The organism is Erythrobacter westpacificensis, assembly GCF_039542285.1.
Lineage (GTDB): Bacteria > Pseudomonadota > Alphaproteobacteria > Sphingomonadales > Sphingomonadaceae > Alteraurantiacibacter > Alteraurantiacibacter westpacificensis.
Genome location: NZ_BAABHV010000022.1, coordinates 211,906 through 233,949 on the forward strand (window position 1 = coordinate 211,906; position 22,044 = coordinate 233,949).

Here is a 22,044-nt window from a genome sequence, read left to right on the forward strand (position 1 = left end):
AGCAACTCATGACGTTTCGGCAGGCCCCATCGCAATGACGACCACCCGCGAAATGATAGAGGAGACTCACGACGCCGCCCCGGTAGAGATGCTCGCCGCGCTGTTCGAGGCGCACGGGTGGACCACCGAGCAGGTCAGCGATGAAGAGGTGACGGGGGAAGTCCCCGGAGCCTGGACCAGCTACCAGGTGCGCGGCATCTGGCGGACGGAAGACAAGGTTCTGCAAATCATCTGCCTGCCCGAGATCCGGGTGCCCGATGGCAAGAAGCGCGAGGCATACGAACTCCTTTCGCGCATCAACGAGCAGCTCTGGCTCGGCCATTTCGACCTGTGGTCGCAAGGCGGGATGATCATCTACCGTCACGGCCTGATGCTGGGCATCGACGGGATGCTCAGCATCGACATGGCGCAGATGGCGGTGGAATCCGCGATTTCGGAGTGCGACCGCTTCTACCCCGCCTTCCAATTCGTGCTGTGGGGGGACAAGAGCCCGCGCGATGCGCTGGACGCAGCTTTGGTGGATGCCGCCGGGGAAGCTTGATTTCGCAGGCAGGCATGCCAAGTGATTGCACCATGACTTACGAATCGATTTTGATGGTAGGCTGCGGCAACATGGCCGGGGCAATGCTCGAAGGCTGGTTGAAGGGCGGGGTTCCCGCGAAGACCTTCACCGTGATGGACCCGATGCGCGAGGAACTGCCCGGCGGCATTCCGGTACAGCGCGAATTGCCGGAGGAGGGCCAGTTCGATGCCATCCTCCTCGGCGTCAAACCGCAGATGCTCGCCGATGTCGCGCCGCAACTGCAAAAGCTCGTCGGGCCGCAAACCACGATCCTTTCCATCCTCGCCGGTGTCCAGCTCGATACGCTGGCCAAGAACTTCCCGGATGCAGGCTCCGTCGTGCGGGTCATGCCCAATCTCGCGGTGTCCCTTGGCAAGGCTCCCGTCGCGCTGGCCGAACATGGTCTCGACGACGCAGGCCGCGACACGCTGCACCGGTTCATGGCGCACCTCGGCACGCCAAGCTGGGTTGGCGAGGACAAGTTCGATCTCGTCACGGCGCTGGCCGGTAGCGGACCGGGCTTCGTCTATCGCTTCATCGACGCGCTGAAGGTCGCCGCTGTGCGCCTCGGGCTGGACGAGAAGCAGGCGACGGACCTTTCCATCGCCATGACCGAAGGCGCCTCCGCCCTCGCATCGCAGTCCGAGCACGATCCGGGCAAGCTGGCCGACATGGTCGCCAGCCCCGGCGGCGTGACACGCAAGGGGCTGGATGTGCTGGACGAGGACCAGGCGATGATCCAGCTCATGACCAAGTGCCTGCGCGCAGCCCGCGACCGCAGCGTGGAAATGTCGCGCGAAGCCCGCGATTGAGCCACTTTCACGGTTAACGGGAGGTGACCGGATCGGCGTCCGGTTTTCCTTGAAAATCGCTCGCATTATGCCGATATTATGCTCAATCCGGTCCGCTTTGTGAGGCCGGGCCAAAGGAGTTTTGGAAAACATGGCAAATTGGAACGACAACCGTACGACCCGCCAGGGTTTCGGTGCGTCGCCGAGCCAGACGGGTGATGTCGCTGGCCGTACGACCTTCGACGCAGGCCTGCGCAAGCACATGCTCTCGATCTACAACTACATGGCATCGGGCGTGCTGCTGACCGGCATCGTCGCCCTGCTGACCGCGCAGAGCGGCCTCGCGGTGCAGTTCGCGCAGGGGCCGCTGATGTGGCTGGTTGCGCTGTCGCCGCTGGCGATCGTCTTTGCGATGAGCTTCGGCCGTGACAAGTTCTCCACCGGCACGCTTCAGGCGATGTTCTGGGGCTTCGCGGTGCTGATGGGTCTGTCGCTGTCGACGATCTTCCTTGTCTACACCGGTGCCTCGATCGCGCTGACGTTCTTTGCAACGGCAGGTGCCTTCGCTGGTCTCAGCCTGTTCGGCTACACCACGCAGAAGGATATTTCGGGCTGGGGATCTTTCCTCATCATGGGCGTGATCGGCCTGATCATCGCTTCGCTGCTGAACGCGTTCCTGATCGGCTCGCCCGGTCTTGAATTGGCGATCTCGGCGCTCGGCGTGCTGATTTTCGCTGGCCTCACCGCCTACGATACGCAGCGCCTCAAGCATGAATACATCGCCATTTCGCAGCTCAAGATGACCAACCCTTCTGCCGCTGCGGCCTATCCGCTGGGCAAAATGGTGATCCTGGGCGCGCTGAGCCTGTATCTCGACTTCATCAACATGTTCCTCTTCCTGCTGCGCTTCATGGGTGCCGCACGCGAATAGGACTGCAAGTTTCAAGCCTGTTGCGGCAGGCTGAATCGGAAACGGGATGCCCGGAGTGCAATAGTGCGCTCCGGGCATTTTCTTTGCCTTCCTGCCTCGCTAAAGTGGTCCGCAATTAACCATGCCTGCGGTGGAACAACCGTGGCGCGAGAGGGATTTAGCCTAATATCATGACAAGAGCCCCATTGACGATCCGCGCGATTGCAGCTGCAACCGGCATTGCGCTCCTGGCCGCTTGCGCAACACCTCCGCCGCCTCCGCCGCCGCCCCCTCCGCCCCCTCCGCCGCCGCCGGTCGTGGAAGCCATTCCCTATCGCCCCGTGCCCCCGCCCCAGGCGGCTTACCGGATGGAAATTCCGGAGAAGGATGCGTTCGGCACGCGCCAGACGATCAACACCGGGCTGGAGACGAACGAGGCCATCTGGCACTTCCGTTCCGGCTGGAACGTGGCCGCGCTAAATTGCATGAGAGACGCCCATGCCCCGATCCTCGAGGCTTATGGTCAAATGCTGCGGGCAGAAGATACCGCGCTGGATTCGGCGAATGCCGCGCTGGAAACACGGTTTCAGGACATTGCGCGAGACACTCTTGCCAACCAGGGTGAATCGACGGCGCGCAGCAACGTCCGGCGCGCGGCGATCCGGCTGCGGGAAACGCATTCCACCAGCCTCTACAACTATTTCGCGTCCCCGCCTGCACGGTCGCATTTCTGTACTACGGCGCTGGCCGTGGCGAACGATTACCTGGCCAGTCGGCCTGCCGACTTTGCAACGTTCGCGATCAGTGGCCTGCAGCGCTATGAAATGGCGTTCGAGCAGTTCTATTCGGCTTACGAGGCCTACGAGATGGCATCGAATGAGTGGGACCAGCGCTACGGCCAGCGCTACGGTGCCTCGCAGCCGGGATGGGTGGCACTGTATGGAACCCCCTCGCAGCAGCGCGCCGCCGGCGTGGCCGTGCAGGGCTACGTTCCGGAAGACACTGTGGCCGTGCCCGATAGCGAGACAGGCGCCCTTATCCCGGTGATCAATGTCGACGATACGGCAGCCAGTACGCCTGTCGTGCAGCCGATACCGAGCGACGCCGACCAGTAACGTGGTCAGGGGGAAGAAATTCCCCCTTCCATGGCCGCCTGCGAGCCGCTAAATGCGCTTCCGCTTCAGCACGGGGGAAGCCCGGCTGGCGAGGCGAGACTGGAACGGGGCCGTAGCTCAGTTGGGAGAGCGCGTCGTTCGCAATGACGAGGTCAGCGGTTCGATCCCGCTCGGCTCCACCAGTACCCTCTGCTGAGCGATGACCGTTTAGCGGGTGGTGAAATCGCCCAAAAGCGCATAAAGGCGCGCCATGCATTTTCTCGACCAGGCCAAGATCTATCTCAAATCCGGCGCGGGCGGCCCCGGTGCCGTCAGCTTCCGGCGCGAGAAGTATATCGAGTTCGGCGGCCCCGACGGCGGCAACGGCGGCAAGGGCGGGGACGTCGTGCTCGAAGCCGTGCCGGGCCTCAACACCCTTATCGATTTCCGTTACAACCAGCACTTCAAGGCGAAGCGCGGTGGCCACGGCATGGGCAAGGACCGGACGGGCGCGGGCGCGGAAGACCTCGTGATCGAGGTTCCGGTCGGCACCCAAGTGCTGAGCGAGGACAAGGAAGAGGTGCTCGCCGACTTCACTGAGGAAGGCCAGCGCGTCGTGCTGCTGGAAGGCGGCATGGGCGGTCGCGGCAATGCCAGTTACAAGACCAGCACCAATCGCGCCCCGCGCCAGCACCAGCCCGGTATCCCGGGACAGGAAATGTGGGTTTGGCTGCGGCTGAAACTGCTGGCGGACGTGGGCCTTGTCGGCCTGCCCAATGCGGGCAAGAGCACTTTCATCAACGCGGTGTCCAATGCACGGGCCAAGGTGGGCGACTATGCTTTCACCACGCTGATCCCGAAGCTGGGCGTGGTCCGCCACAAGGGCCGCGAATTCGTGTTGGCCGACATTCCCGGCCTGATCGAGGGCGCGGCCGAGGGCGCTGGAATCGGTGACAGGTTCCTCGGCCATATCGAGCGGTGCCGGGTGCTGATCCACCTGATCGACATCAGTCATGAAGACCCGGCCACGGCCATGCGCATCGTCGAGAACGAGCTGGAAGCCTATGGCGCGGGCCTTGATGACAAGCCGCGGATCGTCGCGCTGAACAAGATCGACCTGGCCGATGCCGAACTGGCCAAGGGCTTTGCCGCAGAACTGATCGAAGCGGGCGCGGACGAGGTTTTCCCGGTCTCAGGCGCAACTGGCGACGGCATCAACGAGCTGCTCGATGCGGTGCTGGGCTACCTTCCCTCTCGTACCTCTACCGAACAGCCAGGAACCGTCGAAGCGGAAGGCGAACAGCCAGAGGAAGAGAAACCCTGGTCGCCCATCTAGGGACCAATTTCGAAACTTTGCTGGAAATAAGGCAGGCCAGCCCCTATTTCCCCGCGCATGCCTATCGAAACACTCGACGACTTTCGCGATCCTGAAAAATGCCGCCGACTTGTGATCAAGATCGGCAGCGCCCTGCTGGTGGACGGCGCCGGGCAAGTGCGCGTGGAATGGCTGCGCACCGTCGTCAATGAAATCGTGACCGCGCAGGAGCGTGGTCAGGAAGTGGTGGTGGTCAGTTCCGGCGCGATTGCCATCGGTGCCAAGCAGCTGGGCTTCACCCACGGCGGCAGGCGCACGCTGGCCGAAGCACAGGCTTCCGCTTCCGTGGGCCAGATTTCGCTCGCGTCCACATGGTCCAGCCTGCTGACCGAACGGCGCATGGTCGCCGCGCAGCTGCTGCTGACGCTGGATGATTTCGAGCATCGTCGCCGCTATCTCAACATCTCCGCCACGCTGCGCCGCCTGCTGAAATCGGGCGTGGTGCCGGTCGTGAACGAGAACGACACGATCTCCACCGGCGAAATCCGCTTTGGCGACAACGATCGCCTCGCCGCCCGCGTGGCGCAGGCCTGCGACGCCGACGGCGTGATCCTGCTGACAGACGTTGATGGCCTTTATGATCGCCACCCCGACGATCCCGAAGCCAACCGGCTGGAGGAAGTGCGCGGCGTGACCGACGAGATTCATGCCATGGCCGATGGCGGCTCCGGTTCCGGCCTGGGATCGGGCGGCATGACAGCAAAGCTGCTGGCCGCCGAAATCGCGGAGCGCGCCGGCATTGCGCTCGCCATCATGGACGGGCAGCACGAAATGCCGATGGGCCGCGCGCTGGCCGGGCAGACGGGCACCCTGTTCCTGCCCAAGCGCGAGGACACCGGCCGCCGTGCGTGGATCGGCGGACGGATGCGTTTCAACGGCGCGCTCACCGTGGACGATGGTTGCGTCGAAGCACTCAGCAATGGCAAGAGCGTTCTTGCCGCAGGTATCCTGAAAGTCGAAGGCGAGTTCGAACGCGGCGACATCCTGCCTGTCTATGACGAGAACCGCCGCATGATTGCGAAGGGCGTGGTGGAATACGACTGGTCCGATGTCGTGGCGATCCGCGGCCATTCCAGCGAGGAGCACGAGGATATCCTCGGCCATACGCCGCGCTCGGCTGTGATCCACCGGGATCACCTCGTCCTGTTGTGACCATCGCGATCACCGGCGGCACGGGCTTTGTCGGCCAGGCCGTTCTGGATGAGGCAACCGGGCGAGGCGTTCCCATAAAGGCACTCACGCGCCGCGACCAAGCGGAACGGGCAGGTGTAACCTGGATCAAGGGCGATTTGTCGAACGCCGATGCGCTGGCGAGCATCGTCCGCGATGTCGACGCCGTCATCCATATCGCAGGTGTCGTGAATGCGCCCGACGCCGCCGGTTTTGTCGAAGGCAACGTGACCGGCACCGGCAATGTCGTGGCCGCGATGCAGGCGCAGGGCGTGCGCCGCTTGGTTCACGTTTCCTCCCTTGCCGCGCGGGAGCCTGGCCTTTCGCTGTATGGCAAGTCGAAGCACGGGGCCGAACAAGTGGTGGAGGGCAGCGGCCTCGACTGGACGATAGTGCGTCCTCCCGCCGTCTACGGTCCGAGGGACACCGAAATCCTCGATGTCTTCAGGGCCGCGAAGTGGGGCGTGGTGCCGATGCCGCCGCAGGGGCGTGCGTCCATGATACACGTCAGCGACCTTGCCCGCCTGCTGCTGATCCTCGCTGCCAACACCGCTGATGGTCAGCCGCGCGTGATGGAACCCGACGACGGAAGACAGGGTGGCTGGAGCCATACCGAAATGGCGAAGGCAATCGGTGTGGCGATGGGCAGGCGCGTATGGGCACCGAATGTCCCACGCTCCGTGCTGATGGGCGCTGCGAAGGTGGACCGGTTGTTGCGAGGGGCAAAGGCCAAGCTTACGCCCGACCGGGCCCGCTACATGGCCCATCCCGACTGGACCAGCAGCGCGGACAAGGCCGTGCCCGCCAATTTGTGGACACCGCAGGTCGATACTCGGCAGGGACTTGCCGAAACGGCGCGCTGGTATCGCCAGAACGGCTGGATATGAAATTGTCTGTAAGGTCCGACCGGGCACTTGCGAATATTTACATGCCGGTTACTCTCACGCGGTAGTACAAGTCGGGATTGTGCCCGTTTCGGGGAAATGTGGGGGAAATCATATGGCAAGAAGGGTGAAACCCGTGTCACGCCGTTCTTTCGTGGCATTGGTGAGCGGCGGCGTCGCCGCCACCATGATCAGTTCGCCTGCAGCGGCGCAGCGCACAGGCCGGACGGACAGCGATCCCAGCGACGATGTGAATTACGGCAGTACCGGCTATACGGACAGCGATCCGAACGATCAGGCTGGCCATGGCCGCACCGGATTGACCGACGGCGATTCCGGATCGAGTGCTGATCCGGCCCAGTACGGGCGCGGCAGCAACAAGAGCGGCCTGACCGATTCCGATCCCAGCGATTCCGTGGGCAACGGGCGGGGCAGCGGTGTGACCGATTCCGATCCGAGCGACTCTGTCGGGAACGGCCGCGGAAGCCGCAGCGGGGTCACCGATTCCGATGTCGGCGCCAACCGCGATCCCGTGGGCAACGGGCGCGGCCGGGCGAATACCGGCATCACGGATTCCGACACCGGTGCGAACGCGGATGCCATCGGTAGCGGTCGAGGCCGCGAGAGCGGTTTCACCGATTCCGACCCGAACGATCCCGTAGGCAACGGGCGCGGATATTAGGCAGGCAGGACCGGATCTGACGGGAGTTCATGACCACGGGGCCGGTTATTCCTGGCCCCGTTGTCGTATCGACAGGCGATGAAAAACGAATTGACCAGCCGCTCTTCCAGCGAAGCCCTGCGGATGCTGACGGCACCGCTCTCGCCGGAGCAGTTCTTCCGCGACCACTACGAAAAGCGCTATTTCCATAGCCAGCGGGTCAAGCCGGAGATCTGCGACTTGCTGAGCATCGACCGCATCGACGAGATCATCGCCGACAGCGAATTGCCCGCAAAAGCCATCAACATGGCGAAATCGGGCAGGGGTATACCGCATTCCGAATTCACCTTTGCCAATGGCGCGGTCGATCGGGGCGCAGTGCTGGACGGTTTCCGCGACGGGGCGACGATCATCCTGCCGCAGCTCCATTTCGCCGACGGAAAGCTCTACGACTTCTGCCTGTCGCTCCAGCGCGTGTTCGGTGCGCGCACGCAGACCAATATCTACATGACGCCGCCGGGCGAACACGGCTTCGGCATCCACTATGACGATCACGACGTCTTCGTCCTGCAGGTCGCGGGCGCGAAGGACTGGGAGATCTACGGCGACCGGGAAACGCTGCCCTACCGTGGCGAAGGCTTCCGCAGCGGCCACGACGATCCGGGCGAACTGAAGGATCGGTTCGTGCTGGAAACCGGGCAATGCCTATACGTGCCGCGCGGCACTGCGCACCGGGCGCTGACCCACGGCGACAGACCCAGCCTGCACATCACCGTGGGCATCCTGGTACAGACCTGGGCCGATTTCATGCTGGAAGCGGTGGCAGAGGCGAGCCTGCGCATACCGGAGATGCGAAGCTCCCTGCCGCGCGATCTCTACTTCGACGAAGGCAACCGTGCGGACCACGCTGCGACATTCAAACGGCTGGCGCAGGCGATTGCCGATACCGCCAGCTTCGATGCGACACTTTCGGCTTTCTCCGGCAACTTCGTCCGTTCGCAGGGTGGGCGGGTGCGGGGCGGGTTGAACGCGCTGTGCGAACCCATCGGCGCGGACGACAGGTTTACCGTGCGCGAACACATCCTCTATTCGTTCGAGGAATCAGGCGATGATGGCGGCGAGGGCAGGCAGATCGTTCTGCCGGGGGCCAGCCTTCCGCTATCGGACGCACTGGCGACGCAATTGCAGGAACGGATTGCGGCCGGGTCGGTCGCGAAGTCCGATTTCACCGTCGAAGACAGCGAGGAACTGGACGATGTGATCGGTTCGCTCGTCGCCTACGGCCTGCTGCGCCGCGCCTAAAGGAAGGGCTCGTAACCTGGCGGGAGGTCGCCGTCGTCGCTCTTGGGCACCTTCGTCGAGTGAATACCGCACTCGGTCTTGTCCCAGCCGCGCCAGCGACCGGCACGCGGGTCCTCGCCCGGAGCGACGGTGCTGGTACAGGGCGAGCAGCCGACCGACAGATAGCCCAGCGCCTCCAGCGGGTGGCGCGGCAGGTCGTGCTCCTCGAAATAGGCGTCGAGATCTTCCTTCGTCCATTCGCCGAGAGGGTTCACTTTCATGCGCCCGTCTTCCACTTCGAACAGCGGCAGGTTCTGGCGTGTCTGCGACTGGAAGGCCTTGCGCCCTGAAATCCACGCATCGAGGCTGGCCTTGGCACGCGCCATCGGCTCAACCTTGCGGATCTCGCAGCAGCCGTCGGGATCGTAGGACCAACGCATGCCGGTCTCGTCCTTTTCCAGCAGCTTGGCCGGATCGGGCTTCACGACGCTGGCGTTGGTGAAGCCGAGCAGGTCAATCACCTGCTCGCGGTAGGCCAGTGTCTCGTCGAACATCTTGAGCGTGTCGACGAAGATGATCGGCACGTCCTTGTTCGCTTGCGCGACCAGGTGCAGCAGGACAATGGCCTCCGTGCCGAAGCTGGAGACTACACCCACGCGGCCGAGCGTATCCTCTGCCAGCAGCGTGCGCAGCATTTCCGGCGTCGGCACGTCTGCGAAGCGGGCATTCAACGCATCGGCATCCGCCTGCGTGAAGGCAGGCGCGGTGTCGATCCGGTCAATCTGGCGGGCGGGTTCACCCATGCCGCAGGCTCCAGATCGGCACGGCTTCGTCTGCCGCGGCCTGGTATACGTGATCGTATCGGGCGAGTGCGGCCTTGGCGTCTTCCTCGTCAAGCCACTGATCCGGCGCGAAAGCATCGAAACCGCAGCGGCGCAGGTAGCGCAGCTGGTCCACCAGCACGTCACCCACGGCGCGCAGTTCGCCGGTATAGCCGTGTTCGCGAAGCAGGCGCGCGGCGGAACAGCCGCGGCCATCCGTGTGGCTGGGGAAGTTCACTTCCACCAGGCGTAGGCGAGAGAGGTGCGGCAAGAGGTCGCGCGCGTCGTCGCCCGGCTCGATGCGTACGGCATCGGCATCGGACTGATCGAGGAACGAATCCACCGTCACGGCAGCGATATCGGCCTGCTCGTCCTCGCGGAAACGCAGTTGCACGTCGTCGCGGCCCGTTCCGAGGTCTACATCAGCCATAAAGCGCCTCCTTGAATGCATCCATGCCGAGGCGGCGATAGGTATCGAGGAAGCGTTCCCCGTCCTGCCGCTTCTCGAGGTAGAGATCGGCCACGGTTTCCACGGCGTCGACAATGCCCGCCTCGTTGAAGCCGGGGCCGGTGATCTTGGCGAGAGAGACGTCCTCCGCCTCGCTACCGCCAAGCAGCAACTGGTAATTCTCGGTGCCCTTCCGGTCGACGCCGAGGATGCCGATGTGGCCTGCGTGGTGGTGTCCGCAAGCGTTGATGCAGCCCGAGATCTTCAGCTTCAGCTCGCCCAGCAGTTCGCCCTTGCCGTTCTGCGCGAAGCGTTCGGAAATCTTCTGCGAGACGGGGATGGAGCGAGCGTTGGCCAGGCTGCAATAGTCGAGGCCGGGGCAGGCGATGATGTCGCCCACCTGGTCGAGATTGGCGGTGCCGAGGCCCGCCTCGTCCAGCTTCTGCCAGAGTTCGTGCAGGCGCCCGATCTCGACATGCGGCAGGATGATGTTCTGTGCGTGCGTCACGCGGCACTCGTCGAAGCTGTATTCCTTCGCCAGCTCCGCCATCAGGTGCATCTGCTCTGCCGTGGCATCGCCGGGAATGCCGCCCACTGGCTTCAGGCTGATCGCGGCGGAGACATAGCCCGGCACCTTGTGGGGCGAACAGTTGCGATCGATCCAGAGGGCGAAATCGGGGTCCGAACGGTCCGCCTTTTCCGGCAGGCCAACGGCGAATTCGGGCGGCTGGAAGAAGCTGCGGATGCGTTCGAGTTCTGCGAACGGCGGTTCGATGCCCTGTTCCAGCAGGTGGACGAATTCATCTTCCACCTGGCGGGCATATTCCTCGGCGCCCATTTCGTGGACGAGGATCTTGATGCGCGCCTTGTACTTGTTGTCGCGGCGACCGTGGCGGTTGTAGACGCGCAGGCACGCCTCCGAATAGGTCACCATCTGCTCCAGCGGCACGAAGTCGCGGATGCATGGCGCGATCATCGGCGTGCGGCCCATGCCGCCACCGACGTAGAACGCAGCGCCCAGCGTACCCTTGTCATTCTTGACGATATTGATGCCGATATCGTGCAGGCGCATGGCCGCACGGTCCTTTTCGGACGCGATCACGCAGATCTTGAACTTGCGGGGAAGGGCAGCGAATTCGGGGTGGAAGCTGGACCACTGGCGCAGCAGTTCGGCGTAGGGGCGCGGGTCCACCACCTCGTCTGCGGCAGCACCGGCGTACTGGTCGGAACTGATGTTGCGGATGCAATTGCCGCTCGTCTGGATGGCGTGCATTTCCACCTTGGCGAGATCGGCCAGGATATCGGCCGCGTCTTCCAGCTTGATCCAGTTGTACTGGATGTTCTGCCGGGTGGTGAAGTGGCCATAGCCGCGGTCATACTTGTCCGCGATGTCGGCCAGCGCATGCATCTGCCGGCTGTTCAGCGTGCCATAGGGCACGGCGACGCGCAGCATGTAGGCGTGCAATTGCAGGTAGAGACCGTTCTGCAGCCGCAGCGGCTTGAACTGGTCTTCGGTCAGCTTGCCTTCGAGGCGGCGACGGGCCTGATCGCGGAATTCTTCCACTCGGGCATCGACCATCGCCTGGTCGTACTTGTCATACTGGTACATGTCAGATCACCCAGTCCCAGCCCACGCGCTCTACCGCTGGCACGGCGAGATCGGGGCGAACGGTCGGGCCGAGTGCGCGCACCCGGTCCTTGATATGCGCCGGGCGCGGACCGTCTTCGGTCTGCTCGGCATCGATGGCGTAGGCGGCGTTCACGCGGCGCGCGGCGCTTTCAGTGGCGATGATGCTCTCGGCATTCTCGCCCGCGTCGACGGCCTCGGTAATGTGGATCGACCATCCCTGGCCATCCCACCACACGACAGCGCCGGTTTTCAGGTCGTTTCCTGTCAGGATTTTCACGATGCAGCTTCCTCTGCGAATTGAACAAGCGCGGCATCGGCGCGCGCGGTGACATGGCCGATCACGATGAGGGCAGGACTCTGCACGGCTTCTCGCGTCACGAGGTCGGGCAATCCTGCCAGCGGCCCACGCAGCACGCGCATGTCGGCACGGCAGGCCTTTTCGATCACGGCGACGGGCATGTCGGGCGCGAGGCCGTCCTCCATCAGCTTCTCGGCAATCTGCGGCGCGGTTTTTACGCCCATGTAAATCACCAGCGTGCGGCCCTTGCCGGCAAGTCCGGCCCAGTCCTGCTCGGAAAGCCCCTTGCACTGGCCGGCGACGAAACTGACGATGCTCGCATCCTCTCGGTGGGTGAGGGCGATGCCGCTGGCCGCTGCCGCGCCGTTCGCGGCGGAAATGCCGGGCACGACCTCGACGACAACGCCCGCCGCCTGTGCGGCTTCCATTTCCTCTCCGCCGCGCCCGAACACGAAGGGATCGCCGCCTTTCAGGCGCACCACATCGCGTCCGGCCAGCGCCTCGCGCACCAGCAGCGCGTTGATCTCTTCCTGCGGGAGTGTGTGTTTCGATCGCTGCTTGGCGACGGAAACCAGCCGCGCGTCGGCGTGGGCCATGGCAAGGATGGCGCGGTCCACCAGCCCGTCGTGGACGATCAGCGAGGCATTCTCGATCAGGCGCGCGGCGCGCAGCGTCAGAAGTTCCGGGTCGCCCGGGCCTGCGCCGACGAGAAAGATTTTCCCTTTTTCCATGCGGGCCTAACTGCGCCCGCTGCTGCCAGACTGCCAGTGAGAAAGGTTTGGCAGGGCTGTAGGTCAGCTTTAGGGAAGGGAGAACAACAGCAGGTTCAAGCCTGCCAGGACCGGCCAGAACCACACGATGTTGCGGGTAGCGAGAATGGCCGAGAGCAGGCCCGTAACCAGCGCGACATGAGCAATAAGTACACCGAGCCAGGCGGCGGAGAAACCTTCTGCCAGAAGCGAGGGAACCTGCGTAAGCGCGATGGCCACGGCCCCGATCAAGAGGACTGCGCGCATGGACCATGCGGCCGAGAAAACCGCGAGGAACATGCCGACAACGAGGCAGCGCAGGGTGGAACGCAAGGCAATCGCCGCCGCATTCCCGCTCAGCAGAGCGTCGCCCAGCAGTGGCACGTGCTTCCATCCATCGGTGGATGAGTAATACGCGGCAAGCGCGAGAACGGTAATGCCGATCCCGATGGCGACGGACCGCAGCGTGTTGCGTTGCGGGACGAGCAGGGCGGCGCGCGTGTGCAAAAATCCGGCCAGGGCGATGAAAGGCGTATAGATGGCGACCTGCGCCAGGGTCAGCGAGATCGGATCGTCACCGGCAAGCGGCCCGCCCGCGCCGACCGTCATGGCGATGCCAAAGGCCAGGGCTGCCGCGACGATGAACAGGATAGCGGGGCGCACGCGATTTTCCCCGGCAAGGGGCGCGGCAGAGGGTATCAGGCGAGGGTATAAGAGCACGGCCAGCCAAGCCAGCACTGCAACGGCCCCGAAGGCGGTAATGATACCCAGTGTCTGTGTCATGGCCCTTTGTTCTGGCGTGGGCATTACCACGGTGTGTCAGGGGCTTGAAACAGCCTCGTCGGCTCAGGTCAGCTTTTCGTGGAATTGTTTTCGAGGCGCTGGCCGATCGCTGCCACGAGCTGATTGAATTCCTCGTTGCCGCGCAAGTTAAGATCGCGCTGGGGAAACGGAATTTCCACGTCGTTTTCATGGAAAAGCTGCCAGATTCGCTGGTAAACGTCCGAACGGATGTTCGCTAGGCCGCCTTCGGGATCGGTGATCCAGAAGCGCACTTCGAAATCCACCGAACTGTTGCCGAAAGCCATGATGTTCACCCGTGGCTTCGGTGTCTTGAGGATACGAGGTGTTTCCTCGACAGCCTTGTAGAGCAGCTCCATCACCAGGTCGATGTCGCTGCTGTAGGATACCCCCACAGCGGCTTTCACCCGCACTTCACGCGAACTGTAGGACCAGTTGACCACCTGGTTGATCATCAGGTTCTCGTTCGGGATCAGGTATTCAGTCTGGTCCCGCGTTACGACGGAGATCGCCCGAATACCGATCTTGCGGATCTGGCCGAACCCCTCGTTCCCCGCGGTGTCCGCGACCGAGATCACGTCCCCGGGCTTGATCGACTTGTCCATCAGCAGGATGATGCCGGCGATCAGGTTACCGAAGGTTTTCTGCAGGCCGAAACCGATAGCCAGGCCGAAAGCGCCGGAGAACACGGCGAGCGCGGTAAGGTCGATACCGAGCATGTCGATGCCGATCAGGAACGCCACGGCCCAGACCAGGATGGTGGAAATCTTCTCCGCCAGCAGGCGCTGCGACCCGTCCAGGCGGGTGATGCGCTTCAGGGCAAAGCGGATCAGCCGCGTGACGCCCCAGGCGAGCAGGATTACCAGCAGGATCACCAGAACCGCCAACAGCGCGTCCAGCATGGAAAAGCGGATCGATCCGATTTGCAGGGCCGCGGAGTCGAGACCGTCGAGAATGCCGCCGACGGTTTCGCTGCGCTCGCTCACCGCGTCGCGCACTTCTTCCGTCGTCCCGATCGCGGTGACGGCTTCCGGCGTGGGTTCGGGCGTCGGCACCGCCTCGGGAATGGCCAGCAGGGGTTCGCCCGTGTCCGGGTCCAACATCGGCTCGCCGGTTTCGGGGTCAAGGACCGGCACTGCTTCACCGGGATTGGGAATGCCCATCAGCGGTTCTCCGGTCTCGGGATCGAGCAGCGGTTCGCCCGTTTCCGGATCGCGCAGGGGCACGGCTTCGCCCGAGCGTGACGATATCGCATTTTCAACGGCCGTGGCCGAATCCGGCAGGGTTGCAGGTCCGGTCATTTCGCTCCCATCGCATCAAGGCCGCCAGCAAGATCGGCAATCAGGTCTTCTGCGTCTTCTAGCCCGATGGAGAGGCGCACGCCAAGTCCGCTGCCGGTATCGATCCCCGGAGGCCAAGGGCGCAGCGTATGAACGGGCGCGGGATCGAAGGGTATGGCAAGGCTCTCGAAACCGCCCCAGCTGAAGCCGATGCCGAACAGATCCAGCGCATCGATCAGCCGTGCGCGGGCATCAACATCGAGGCCATCGGAAAGAACGAAGCTAAAAAGGCCGCAGCCGCCGGAAAAATCGCGCTGCCACAGATCATGCCCCGGTGCGCCCGGCAGCATCGGACACAGGACGGCCGACACTTCGGGGCGTTCGTCCAGCCACCGCGCCACGTCCAGCGCGGTCTGTGTCGATCGTTCGAGCCGGACCTGCATAGAACGCAGGCCGCGCAGCGCGAGGGAGGCATCGTCGGGAGAGACGACCTGCCCCATGAACTGGGCCTGGCGCCGGATGCGATTGATCACTGGCTTCGCCGCACTGGCGCTGCCCATCATCACGTCCGAATGGCCGCCCACGTGCTTGGTAAGGCTCATCACCGATACATCGCAGCCGTGTGTCAGGGCCGGGAAGCCCAGCGGCGTCGCCCATGTGTTGTCGATGATGGAGAGAATGCCGCGCTCGCGGGCGAGGCTCGCGAGCGCCGGAATATCGCAGACTTCCAGGGTCAGGCTGCCGGGACTCTCCAGCATTACCGCCTTGGTTGCATCGGTGATGGCATTGGCAAGGCCATCGGGAGCGAGGGGGTCGAAGGGCCTCGCCGTTATGCCGAATTGCCTGAGCATGGAGAGCGCGATGTTGCGCGTCGGCTCGTAGGCATTGTCGGTTACCAGCAGTTCGTCGCCGGGACGCAGAACGGCCAGCAAGGTGCAGGCAATGGCCGCAACCCCGCTGGGAAACAGCTCTGTGCCGTCCGCGCCCGGCTCAAGCGACGTGAGCGCGTCTGCCAGCGCCCATTGGGTCGGTCCGCCGCGCCGGCCGTAATAGAAATGACCGTCCTCGTTCGGGCGGCCCCCGGCAAGATCGGCGATGTCTTCGTAGAGATGCGTGCTGGCCCGCCAGACCGGCGGATTGACCACGGCGCCCTTGCCGCCGGGAACGCTGGTCCACTCGCGCTTGCGCCCGGCTTCGACAACGCGGGTGGCGGGTTTGGTGGGCTTGTCTGTCATGCCGCGGGGCCGGTTTCCTTGGGCGTGGCGGGGTCTGCGCCCCACTCGCTCCAGCTTCCATCGTACAGTGCGCCGTGCTCGTGCCCGATCAGGTAATGCGCAAGCAGCACCACCGAGGCCGTTACGCCGCCGCCGCAACTGGCGACCAGGGGCTTGTCCGGATCGAGCCCGGCCTTGTGGAAGCCCTCGGCGAGTTGTTCGGGCGGCAGGAAAGTCCCGTCTTCGGCCAGCAGGTCTGCGAAGAAGAGATTGCGCGCGCCGGGGATGTGGCCGCCGGGCAGGTTGTGCACGCTGTCGGGCACTTCGCCGGTAAAGCGCCCCGCGTCGCGGGCATCGACCACCTGTTCGCCGCCGGCGTCGCAATTGCCGAGCATGTCCGCCTTGGTGCGGATTTCCCCTTCGCCGCCTGACGAGGTGAAGCCGCTTTTCTCGATTGGCACGGTTCCTGTCTCTGTCGGTCGCCCTTCCGCAATCCACTTCGGCAAGCCACCATCCAGTATCGCCGTCTTCACACCGTAGAGGCGGAACAGGAACCACGCCCGCGCCGATGTGCGCATCGCGCTGTTGTCGTAAAGGACGATCGTATCCGCCCCTTGCACGCCCAGTTCCCGCATCCGCGCATCGAATTGCGATCGGGTGGGGTAGGCCGAAGGCACCTCGCTTTCCGGATTTACCAGCGTCTTCAGGTCCAGAAAGCGCGCGCCGGGAATATGCGCATCGGCATATTCCGCCTGCGCATCGCGCCCGGCTCCCGGCAGATGGGACGAGGCGTCGAGCACCACGAGATCGTCATCCCCGAGCCGCTGCGCCAGCCAATGGGTGGTTTGAAGCGTGTCCATGAAATGGGGCGTAACCGTTGCTATCGGCTTCGTAAATGCCGCAGGCGCTTGCGCCGCGCGCCAAGCCGCGCCATCAGGTGCGCCCATGAGCGATACCGACAAGCCAGCAGAACCCAGATACCTGGGGCAGACAAGCGCCTTGCCCGCCTCCCCAGAGGAAGCGGTTCTCGATTACGTGCCAAATCCGCGCAAGGGACAGCTTTACCTGGTGCGGTTCGCCGCGCCGGAATTCACCTCGTTATGCCCGGTCACCAGCGCGCCCGATTTCGCGCACCTGGTGATCGACTATGCCCCCGGCGATACGATTGTGGAGAGCAAGAGCCTGAAGCTGTTCCTGGGCTCTTTCCGCAACCACAACGGCTTCCATGAGGACGTAACCGTGGGTATCGGGCAGCGCCTGTTCGAGGAAATGCAGCCGCGCTGGTTGCGTATCGGCGGTTACTGGTATCCGCGCGGGGGCATCCCCATCGACGTGTTCTGGCAAAGCGGGGCCCCTCCGGAAGGGCTGTGGCTGCCCGACCAGGGTGTCGCCTCCTATCGCGGACGTGGCTAGCACCTCGTTCGCCAAACTTGATCAAAGTGCGCGACGAGCCCGAAGGGGCCGCGCCACTATCTGAAGGATTATTCCAATGCGTATCGTGATGATCGGAACCGGCTATGTGGGCCTTGTCTCCGGCGCCTGTTTTGCGGATTTCGGTCACGAGGTCGTCTGCGTCGACAAGGACCAGTCCAAGATCGACGCGCTTCTGGCGGGCGAGATCCCGATTTTCGAGCCCGGGCTGGACGAACTGGTGGCGAAGAACGTGGAAGCCGGGCGGCTGGCGTTCACGCTGGACCTGGCCGAGGCGCTGCCGGGGACGGACGCGGTGTTCATCGCCGTGGGCACGCCCAGCCGCCGCGGCGATGGCCATGCGGACCTGTCCTATGTCTATGCCGCGGCAGAGGAGATGGCGCCGCTGCTGCCCGAAGGGGTTGTGGTGGTCGACAAGTCGACTGTGCCTGTGGGCACGGGTGACGAGGTGGAGCGCATCATCCGCGAGACCGCGCCCGACTTGGAGTTCTCTGTCGCCTCCAACCCCGAGTTCCTGCGCGAGGGCGCGGCGATCGACGACTTCAAGCGGCCTGACCGCGTGGTGATCGGCGTGAACGACGAACACGCCGAGAGGGTGCTGGCAGAGATCTACCGCCCGCTCACCCGCAACGAGAGCCCGCTGGTGGTTATGAGCCGGCGCGGCGCGGAGCTGACGAAGTATGCCGCCAACGCCTTCCTCGCCACCAAGATCGGCTTCATCAACGAGATCGCCGACCTGTGCGAGAAGGTGGGCGCGGACGTGCGCGATGTTGCCAAGGGCATTGGCCTCGACAGCCGCATCGGCAATCGCTTCCTGATGCCGGGGCCGGGCTACGGCGGTTCGTGCTTCCCCAAGGATACGCTGGCGCTGCTCAAGACCGGGCAGGATTACGAGAGCCCGCTGCGGATCATCGAAAGTGTGGTTGCGAGCAACGACCAACGCAAGCGTTCGATGGGGCGCAAGGTCATCAACGCGCTGGGCGGCGGCGATCAGCACGGCAAGACCGTCGCGGTCCTGGGCCTCACATTCAAGGCGAACACCGACGACATGCGCGACAGCCCCGCGATCAGCGTGGTGCAGGCGCTGCAGGATGGGGGGATCCATGTGAAGGCCTACGATCCCGAAGGCATGGAACAGGCGAAGAAGGTGATCGACAAGGTCACCTACTGCGAGGGTCCCTACGAGGCGATGGAGGGCGCCGATGCCGCCGTGATCGTGACCGAGTGGGACGCCTTCCGCGCACTGGACCTCGACCGTATGAAGGACCTGCTGAAGACGCCCCTGCTGGTGGACCTCAGGAACCTCTACAGCCGCACCGACGTCGAACGCCACGGGTTCGAATATGTCGCCGTGGGACGGTGAGCCGAATCGGTCGCTGCACACGCTGTCGGTAAGCGATTGAAGCAATTTGCCAGGAGGGCAGGGCGCTGGAATCCAGGTCATCCAACCGCATCAGATCCGCGCCCTGCCATGTCTGCAGGAGGGCAAGCACTCGTAAACTGGTAAGCAAAGCACGTTCTGTGTGATTTTCTGCCTAGTTGGCAGGTAAATTGGTTGACAGCCGCTGGCGAGGGTCGCTATCGGCCCGCTCCTACCTTGCGGTGACAGCGACAGGCGCATCACCGCTCCGGTGCCCAGATGGCGGAATTGGTAGACGCACCGTCTTCAGGTGGCGGCGCTCGCAAGGGCGTGGAGGTTCGAGTCCTCTTCTGGGCACCATTTGTTCTTCTCACGTTCTCCCAAATAATCTATAAAACCCGCAGAAATCCTAGGGATTTGGCCCTTGGATCGTTCCGGATCGTCCCGCCTGTTCTCGGGGGTTCCAGACACTTTTGTGGGCCTTTTGAGGCCGTTTCGCAAAGGCCCAGATGAAAAGGCCCCCACATGCCGCTGACAGATACTCGCCTCCGCGCACTCAAGCCCAAGGATAAGCCGTACAAGGTAACCGATGAGCGCGGCCTATATGTTGAGGTCACGCCGACCGGCAGCAAGCTTTGGCGATTTCGATACCGGATCGGCGGTGCGCAAAAGAAGCTCTGCATCGGCAGCTATCCTGAAATCAGCCTCAAGCAAGCGCGAGACGCGGCCTACGAGGCACGACGAGCAGTTGCTTCAGGGGGTGACCCGGCCTTTGAAAAGCGGAAGCGGAAAATCCGTGCAGAGTTCCTTTCTGCACAGACGTTCGAGGCAGTCGCACGTGAGTATATTGAACAGATGATGGTCCAGAATGGCCGCGCCGATGGCACGATCGTCAAGGCCAATTATTTCCTCGACAAGCTTGCGCCTGCCATCGGGAACCGACCCATCAACGAGATCCAGCCGTTCGAAGTCCTGGCTCCTCTCAAACGACTGGAAGCCATCGGTAAGCACGAGACTGCGAAGAAATGCCGGTCGTTCGCAGGCCGCGTGTTTCGCTACGGTGTCGCTACCACCCGCTGCAAATCCGATCCGACCAGTATGCTGAAGGGTGCTCTCGTAACGCCGAGAGCCACGCATTATGCAGCAATCCTCGAGCCCAATGAGCTAGGCGGGCTACTGCGCGCAATCGACGACTTCACTGGTTACATGGTGACGAAGTTAGCTTTGCAGATAGCGCCGCATGTGTTCGTACGCCCCGGCGAACTCCGGCATGCCGAATGGCACGAGATCGACCTCGTCGATGGGGTCTGGAAGATCCCTGCCGGTAAAATGAAAGCGCGCCGAGCGCATGCCGTCCCGCTTTCCAAGCAGGTTAGAGGCTATCTCTCTGATCTGGGCGAGATGCTCGGCCGCGAAGGATATGTTTTCCCATCTGCGCGCAGCTCCAAGCGTCCCATGAGTGAAAACACGCTCAATGCCGCATTCCGTCGCATGGGATACTCGAAGGAAGAGGTCACCGCGCACGGACTCCGGGCGACAGCATCAACATTCCTGAACGAGTCGGGACTTTGGAATCCGGATGCAATCGAGCGTGCCCTGGCACATGGCGACAGCAATGTTGTGCGTGGCATCTACCATCGCGGCAAACATTGGGACGAGCGTGTGCGGATGGCTCAATGGTGGAGCGACTACCTCGATGAGCTCCGGACAGGAGGAAAGGTCATCCAGGGCAAGTTTGCGAAGGGTTGATCGAGAGAACGAATTTCTTCTCACCCAATGCAGGATTGGAGGCTTAGGATCAGCCCCGCCAGGGACACAGACGCCAACAAGGCGAACTCAATTCTGATGCCCCAGATTCGAAGCCAATTCCGCATTGTGCCGAGCCTCAGTTCGTAGAGCTTTGGCAGCCAAGCTGATCGAAGCGCTCAGCAACAGTATTCCAAGTTGCTATGCCTGCCTCGTCCCCTTCGTTGGATAGCCGCTGGATTTGCTGCGCGATATACGCGGTTCCCTCTTCGCCATGGTTCTTTTCGACCCAGAGCGCGACGGCCCACAATTCCTGGTCGCGGTTCAACACCATGGTTCGCGTCTCCCGGTCCAGGTCCGCGCCAGCCCTTCGCTGACCAGCTGATCGCCGAGCGAGCGGCCGCCGCGCGTTACGACCCGCAGTTTACGGCCGTACTGATCCTCATCTCTGCTACCGATGGTTCTGAGTTCAAAGGGTCCGCCATTGAGCAGTTCGACAAGGCGATGCGTCGCGCGCATGCCGAGTTGGTATTCATAGTCGCAACGTGGCTCGCTGATCTCGGGAGTGTCGATGTCGGCAATGCGGATCTTCACGCCATCGAGCCAGAAAGTATCTCCATCCACGACGCATGTGCGCCGGATGGATCCGCAGATGTCGAATTGTGGGGTGCTCGCTTGCTGGAATAATGCCTGAGGCTGCTGATCGTCGTTAGCAAGGCTGGCAACATGGACTGGCCAGTTGAGTGCCAGCATCCCTCCAGCAAATACGATCGCGAATGCTCCCAAACCCAACGCGATCTCCTTTCTCAGCTTCCGGCGCTTCTGTGCCTTCAACGCCTTGCGAAAGTCGAACGGTTCACCGGGCGTCTCATTCACTAGCGTTGTCCGTCTTCATTCCGGCACATGATCTCAGACAATAGCCAGAAATCAGGCAGTTTCGTCAATTGTACGTACCAATTGCTTGCCAACGTCCCAACACAGACCGGACATATTGCGGCGTTTCACCATTCTTCGGAATGCCGCGTGATCGGGAGACGGCACCTGGGCCCGCATTATAAGCAGCCAAGGCCAGGTGGACAGCGTCGAACCGGTCCAACATATCGCGAAGATACCGGGCGCCACCGTCGATCGATGCAAGAGGGTCATGACGGTTACGGACGCCCAGTTCTCGCGCCGTGGCCGGCATAAGCTGAGCCAGCCCGGCAGCACCGGCTGGACTCACAGCCATCGGATTGAAGCGGGATTCAGCCCAGATGAGAGCCCGAAGCAGGTTGGTCGGAAGCCCGTACCGGCGCTCGGCCTCGGCTATTGCCGCCATATACAGACCCTCCCGGTAGGACACGTTTGCTGGCCCGGCTTGGTAGATTGCAGGAAGATATTGCCTTGCCGGCTGCTGGTCCGTCTTCGGTGGAACGATCGCGTGCTCGAACAAGGTGAAATCCTGGGCGCGGACTTGCTGAGAGGAGGTCGCGATCATTCCCAAACAGGCGACCGCTATCGCGGTCTGACGATTGAGGCAGGTCATCTCGAGTGGTGCT

The 22,044-nt window shown here is 63.1% G+C and carries 24 protein-coding genes and 2 tRNA genes; 14 read left to right on the plus strand and 12 right to left on the minus strand.

Features of this window, described 5'->3' with window-relative positions; all coding sequences use genetic code 11:
* The first annotated feature begins 34 nt into the window (after positions 1-34).
* The 10 genes from ABFX23_RS16185 (at position 35) to ABFX23_RS16230 (ending at position 8,749) form a co-directional block, all read left to right on the plus strand.
* The gene (locus ABFX23_RS16185) at positions 35-541 is read left to right on the plus strand and encodes a type III secretion system chaperone family protein (protein ID WP_346034010.1); all 507 of its coding nucleotides are present in this window, start codon (positions 35-37) and stop codon (positions 539-541) included.
* 32 nt (positions 542-573) lie between these two features.
* Complete coding sequence (locus tag ABFX23_RS16190; RefSeq protein ID WP_346034011.1) at positions 574-1,374, plus strand: pyrroline-5-carboxylate reductase family protein; 801 nt, start codon at positions 574-576, stop codon at positions 1,372-1,374.
* Between the two features lie 130 nt (positions 1,375-1,504).
* Positions 1,505-2,284, plus strand: a complete 780-nt coding sequence (locus ABFX23_RS16195) for a Bax inhibitor-1/YccA family protein (RefSeq protein WP_346034012.1) — start codon at positions 1,505-1,507, stop codon at positions 2,282-2,284.
* 170 nt (positions 2,285-2,454) lie between these two features.
* On the plus strand, positions 2,455-3,378 hold the full coding sequence (locus ABFX23_RS16200) for a hypothetical protein (RefSeq protein ID WP_346034013.1): 924 nt from the start codon (positions 2,455-2,457) through the stop codon (positions 3,376-3,378).
* Positions 3,379-3,484: 106 nt separating this feature from the next.
* Positions 3,485-3,560 (plus strand) — tRNA-Ala (locus ABFX23_RS16205).
* Between the two features lie 68 nt (positions 3,561-3,628).
* Complete coding sequence (gene obgE / locus ABFX23_RS16210) at positions 3,629-4,693, plus strand: GTPase ObgE (RefSeq protein WP_346034014.1); 1,065 nt, start codon at positions 3,629-3,631, stop codon at positions 4,691-4,693.
* A 57-nt stretch (positions 4,694-4,750) separates the two neighbouring features.
* Positions 4,751-5,884 (plus strand): glutamate 5-kinase, encoded by a 1,134-nt coding sequence (gene proB / locus ABFX23_RS16215; protein ID WP_346034015.1) that lies wholly within the window; start codon positions 4,751-4,753, stop codon positions 5,882-5,884.
* A complete protein-coding gene (locus ABFX23_RS16220) occupies positions 5,881-6,789 on the plus strand; it encodes an NAD-dependent epimerase/dehydratase family protein (protein WP_346034016.1) in 909 nt (302 codons plus the stop codon). The genes proB and ABFX23_RS16220 overlap by 4 nt, the downstream gene beginning before the upstream one ends.
* 133 nt (positions 6,790-6,922) lie before the next feature.
* Entirely contained in the window at positions 6,923-7,468 is a 546-nt protein-coding gene (locus ABFX23_RS16225) for a hypothetical protein (RefSeq protein ID WP_346034017.1), read from the plus strand.
* Between the two features lie 78 nt (positions 7,469-7,546).
* Positions 7,547-8,749, plus strand: coding sequence for a cupin domain-containing protein (locus ABFX23_RS16230; RefSeq protein WP_346034018.1), 1,203 nt, complete (start codon positions 7,547-7,549; stop codon positions 8,747-8,749).
* Here ABFX23_RS16230 and ABFX23_RS16235 read toward each other — a convergent pair.
* The 9 genes from ABFX23_RS16235 to ABFX23_RS16275 all read right to left on the minus strand — a co-directional run bounded on the left by ABFX23_RS16235 (position 8,746) and on the right by ABFX23_RS16275 (position 16,829).
* Positions 8,746-9,531, minus strand: a complete 786-nt coding sequence (locus ABFX23_RS16235; RefSeq protein WP_346034019.1) for a phosphoadenylyl-sulfate reductase — start codon at positions 9,529-9,531, stop codon at positions 8,746-8,748. The genes ABFX23_RS16230 and ABFX23_RS16235 overlap by 4 nt on opposite strands.
* Positions 9,524-9,979 carry a DUF934 domain-containing protein gene (locus tag ABFX23_RS16240; protein WP_346034020.1) on the minus strand — a complete coding sequence of 152 codons (456 nt, stop codon included), beginning with the start codon at positions 9,977-9,979 and terminating at the stop codon, positions 9,524-9,526. The genes ABFX23_RS16235 and ABFX23_RS16240 overlap by 8 nt, the downstream gene beginning before the upstream one ends.
* Positions 9,972-11,606, minus strand: coding sequence for a nitrite/sulfite reductase (locus ABFX23_RS16245; RefSeq protein WP_346034021.1), 1,635 nt, complete (start codon positions 11,604-11,606; stop codon positions 9,972-9,974). The genes ABFX23_RS16240 and ABFX23_RS16245 overlap by 8 nt, the downstream gene beginning before the upstream one ends.
* Position 11,607: 1 nt before the next feature.
* Positions 11,608-11,904 (minus strand): DUF2849 domain-containing protein, encoded by a 297-nt coding sequence (locus tag ABFX23_RS16250; RefSeq protein WP_346034022.1) that lies wholly within the window; start codon positions 11,902-11,904, stop codon positions 11,608-11,610.
* A complete protein-coding gene (cobA, locus tag ABFX23_RS16255; RefSeq protein ID WP_346034023.1) occupies positions 11,901-12,656 on the minus strand; it encodes a uroporphyrinogen-III C-methyltransferase in 756 nt (251 codons plus the stop codon). Before cobA ends, ABFX23_RS16250 begins: the two co-directional genes overlap by 4 nt.
* A gap of 69 nt (positions 12,657-12,725) precedes the next feature.
* The gene (locus ABFX23_RS16260; RefSeq protein ID WP_346034024.1) at positions 12,726-13,457 is read right to left on the minus strand and encodes a hypothetical protein; all 732 of its coding nucleotides are present in this window, start codon (positions 13,455-13,457) and stop codon (positions 12,726-12,728) included.
* A gap of 68 nt (positions 13,458-13,525) precedes the next feature.
* Positions 13,526-14,776 (minus strand): mechanosensitive ion channel family protein, encoded by a 1,251-nt coding sequence (locus ABFX23_RS16265; protein ID WP_346034025.1) that lies wholly within the window; start codon positions 14,774-14,776, stop codon positions 13,526-13,528.
* Positions 14,773-15,990 carry a cystathionine beta-lyase gene (metC, locus tag ABFX23_RS16270; protein ID WP_346034026.1) on the minus strand — a complete coding sequence of 406 codons (1,218 nt, stop codon included), beginning with the start codon at positions 15,988-15,990 and terminating at the stop codon, positions 14,773-14,775. The genes ABFX23_RS16265 and metC overlap by 4 nt, the downstream gene beginning before the upstream one ends.
* Positions 15,987-16,829, minus strand: a complete 843-nt coding sequence (locus tag ABFX23_RS16275) for a sulfurtransferase (RefSeq protein ID WP_346034027.1) — start codon at positions 16,827-16,829, stop codon at positions 15,987-15,989. Before ABFX23_RS16275 ends, metC begins: the two co-directional genes overlap by 4 nt.
* Before the next feature lie 85 nt (positions 16,830-16,914).
* Here ABFX23_RS16275 and queF point away from each other — a divergent pair, with 85 nt between their 5' ends.
* The 4 genes from queF to ABFX23_RS16295 all read left to right on the plus strand — a co-directional run bounded on the left by queF (position 16,915) and on the right by ABFX23_RS16295 (position 20,509).
* Positions 16,915-17,382, plus strand: a complete 468-nt coding sequence (queF, locus tag ABFX23_RS16280) for a preQ(1) synthase (RefSeq protein ID WP_346034028.1) — start codon at positions 16,915-16,917, stop codon at positions 17,380-17,382.
* A gap of 76 nt (positions 17,383-17,458) precedes the next feature.
* Positions 17,459-18,763 (plus strand): UDP-glucose dehydrogenase family protein, encoded by a 1,305-nt coding sequence (locus tag ABFX23_RS16285; protein ID WP_346034029.1) that lies wholly within the window; start codon positions 17,459-17,461, stop codon positions 18,761-18,763.
* Between the two features lie 270 nt (positions 18,764-19,033).
* Positions 19,034-19,120 (plus strand) — tRNA-Leu (locus tag ABFX23_RS16290).
* Between the two features lie 165 nt (positions 19,121-19,285).
* On the plus strand, positions 19,286-20,509 hold the full coding sequence (locus tag ABFX23_RS16295; RefSeq protein WP_346034030.1) for a tyrosine-type recombinase/integrase: 1,224 nt from the start codon (positions 19,286-19,288) through the stop codon (positions 20,507-20,509).
* A gap of 136 nt (positions 20,510-20,645) precedes the next feature.
* On the opposite strand, the gene ABFX23_RS16300 is transcribed toward ABFX23_RS16295, so the two are convergent.
* From ABFX23_RS16300 to ABFX23_RS16310, 3 genes are all read right to left on the minus strand, one after another.
* A complete protein-coding gene (locus ABFX23_RS16300) occupies positions 20,646-20,840 on the minus strand; it encodes a DUF6961 family protein (RefSeq protein ID WP_346034031.1) in 195 nt (64 codons plus the stop codon).
* Positions 20,831-21,382 (minus strand): thermonuclease family protein, encoded by a 552-nt coding sequence (locus tag ABFX23_RS16305; RefSeq protein ID WP_251104298.1) that lies wholly within the window; start codon positions 21,380-21,382, stop codon positions 20,831-20,833. Before ABFX23_RS16305 ends, ABFX23_RS16300 begins: the two co-directional genes overlap by 10 nt.
* A gap of 64 nt (positions 21,383-21,446) precedes the next feature.
* Positions 21,447-22,031, minus strand: coding sequence for a lytic transglycosylase domain-containing protein (locus tag ABFX23_RS16310; RefSeq protein WP_346034032.1), 585 nt, complete (start codon positions 22,029-22,031; stop codon positions 21,447-21,449).
* Between the last annotated feature and the right edge of the window lie 13 nt (positions 22,032-22,044).

Excerpts from the sequence above, each read along its gene's own strand:
- queF (WP_346034028.1), top strand. The coding sequence starts at position 16,915 with ATGAGCGATACCGACAAGCCAGCAGAACCCAGATACCTGGGGCAGACA.
- ABFX23_RS16265 (WP_346034025.1), bottom strand. The coding sequence starts at position 14,776 with ATGACCGGACCTGCAACCCTGCCGGATTCGGCCACGGCCGTTGAAAAT.
- ABFX23_RS16285 (WP_346034029.1), top strand. The coding sequence starts at position 17,459 with ATGCGTATCGTGATGATCGGAACCGGCTATGTGGGCCTTGTCTCCGGC.
- ABFX23_RS16185 (WP_346034010.1), top strand. The coding sequence starts at position 35 with ATGACGACCACCCGCGAAATGATAGAGGAGACTCACGACGCCGCCCCG.
- ABFX23_RS16260 (WP_346034024.1), bottom strand. The coding sequence starts at position 13,457 with ATGACACAGACACTGGGTATCATTACCGCCTTCGGGGCCGTTGCAGTG.
- ABFX23_RS16295 (WP_346034030.1), top strand. The coding sequence starts at position 19,286 with ATGCCGCTGACAGATACTCGCCTCCGCGCACTCAAGCCCAAGGATAAG.
- ABFX23_RS16195 (WP_346034012.1), top strand. The coding sequence starts at position 1,505 with ATGGCAAATTGGAACGACAACCGTACGACCCGCCAGGGTTTCGGTGCG.
- ABFX23_RS16300 (WP_346034031.1), bottom strand. The coding sequence starts at position 20,840 with ATGGTGTTGAACCGCGACCAGGAATTGTGGGCCGTCGCGCTCTGGGTC.
- proB (WP_346034015.1), top strand. The coding sequence starts at position 4,751 with ATGCCTATCGAAACACTCGACGACTTTCGCGATCCTGAAAAATGCCGC.
- ABFX23_RS16245 (WP_346034021.1), bottom strand. The coding sequence starts at position 11,606 with ATGTACCAGTATGACAAGTACGACCAGGCGATGGTCGATGCCCGAGTG.
- ABFX23_RS16275 (WP_346034027.1), bottom strand. The coding sequence starts at position 16,829 with ATGGACACGCTTCAAACCACCCATTGGCTGGCGCAGCGGCTCGGGGAT.
- ABFX23_RS16310 (WP_346034032.1), bottom strand. The coding sequence starts at position 22,031 with ATGACCTGCCTCAATCGTCAGACCGCGATAGCGGTCGCCTGTTTGGGA.
- ABFX23_RS16190 (WP_346034011.1), top strand. The coding sequence starts at position 574 with ATGACTTACGAATCGATTTTGATGGTAGGCTGCGGCAACATGGCCGGG.
- ABFX23_RS16200 (WP_346034013.1), top strand. The coding sequence starts at position 2,455 with ATGACAAGAGCCCCATTGACGATCCGCGCGATTGCAGCTGCAACCGGC.
- metC (WP_346034026.1), bottom strand. The coding sequence starts at position 15,990 with ATGACAGACAAGCCCACCAAACCCGCCACCCGCGTTGTCGAAGCCGGG.
- ABFX23_RS16240 (WP_346034020.1), bottom strand. The coding sequence starts at position 9,979 with ATGGCTGATGTAGACCTCGGAACGGGCCGCGACGACGTGCAACTGCGT.
- ABFX23_RS16230 (WP_346034018.1), top strand. The coding sequence starts at position 7,547 with ATGAAAAACGAATTGACCAGCCGCTCTTCCAGCGAAGCCCTGCGGATG.
- cobA (WP_346034023.1), bottom strand. The coding sequence starts at position 12,656 with ATGGAAAAAGGGAAAATCTTTCTCGTCGGCGCAGGCCCGGGCGACCCG.
- ABFX23_RS16235 (WP_346034019.1), bottom strand. The coding sequence starts at position 9,531 with ATGGGTGAACCCGCCCGCCAGATTGACCGGATCGACACCGCGCCTGCC.
- obgE (WP_346034014.1), top strand. The coding sequence starts at position 3,629 with ATGCATTTTCTCGACCAGGCCAAGATCTATCTCAAATCCGGCGCGGGC.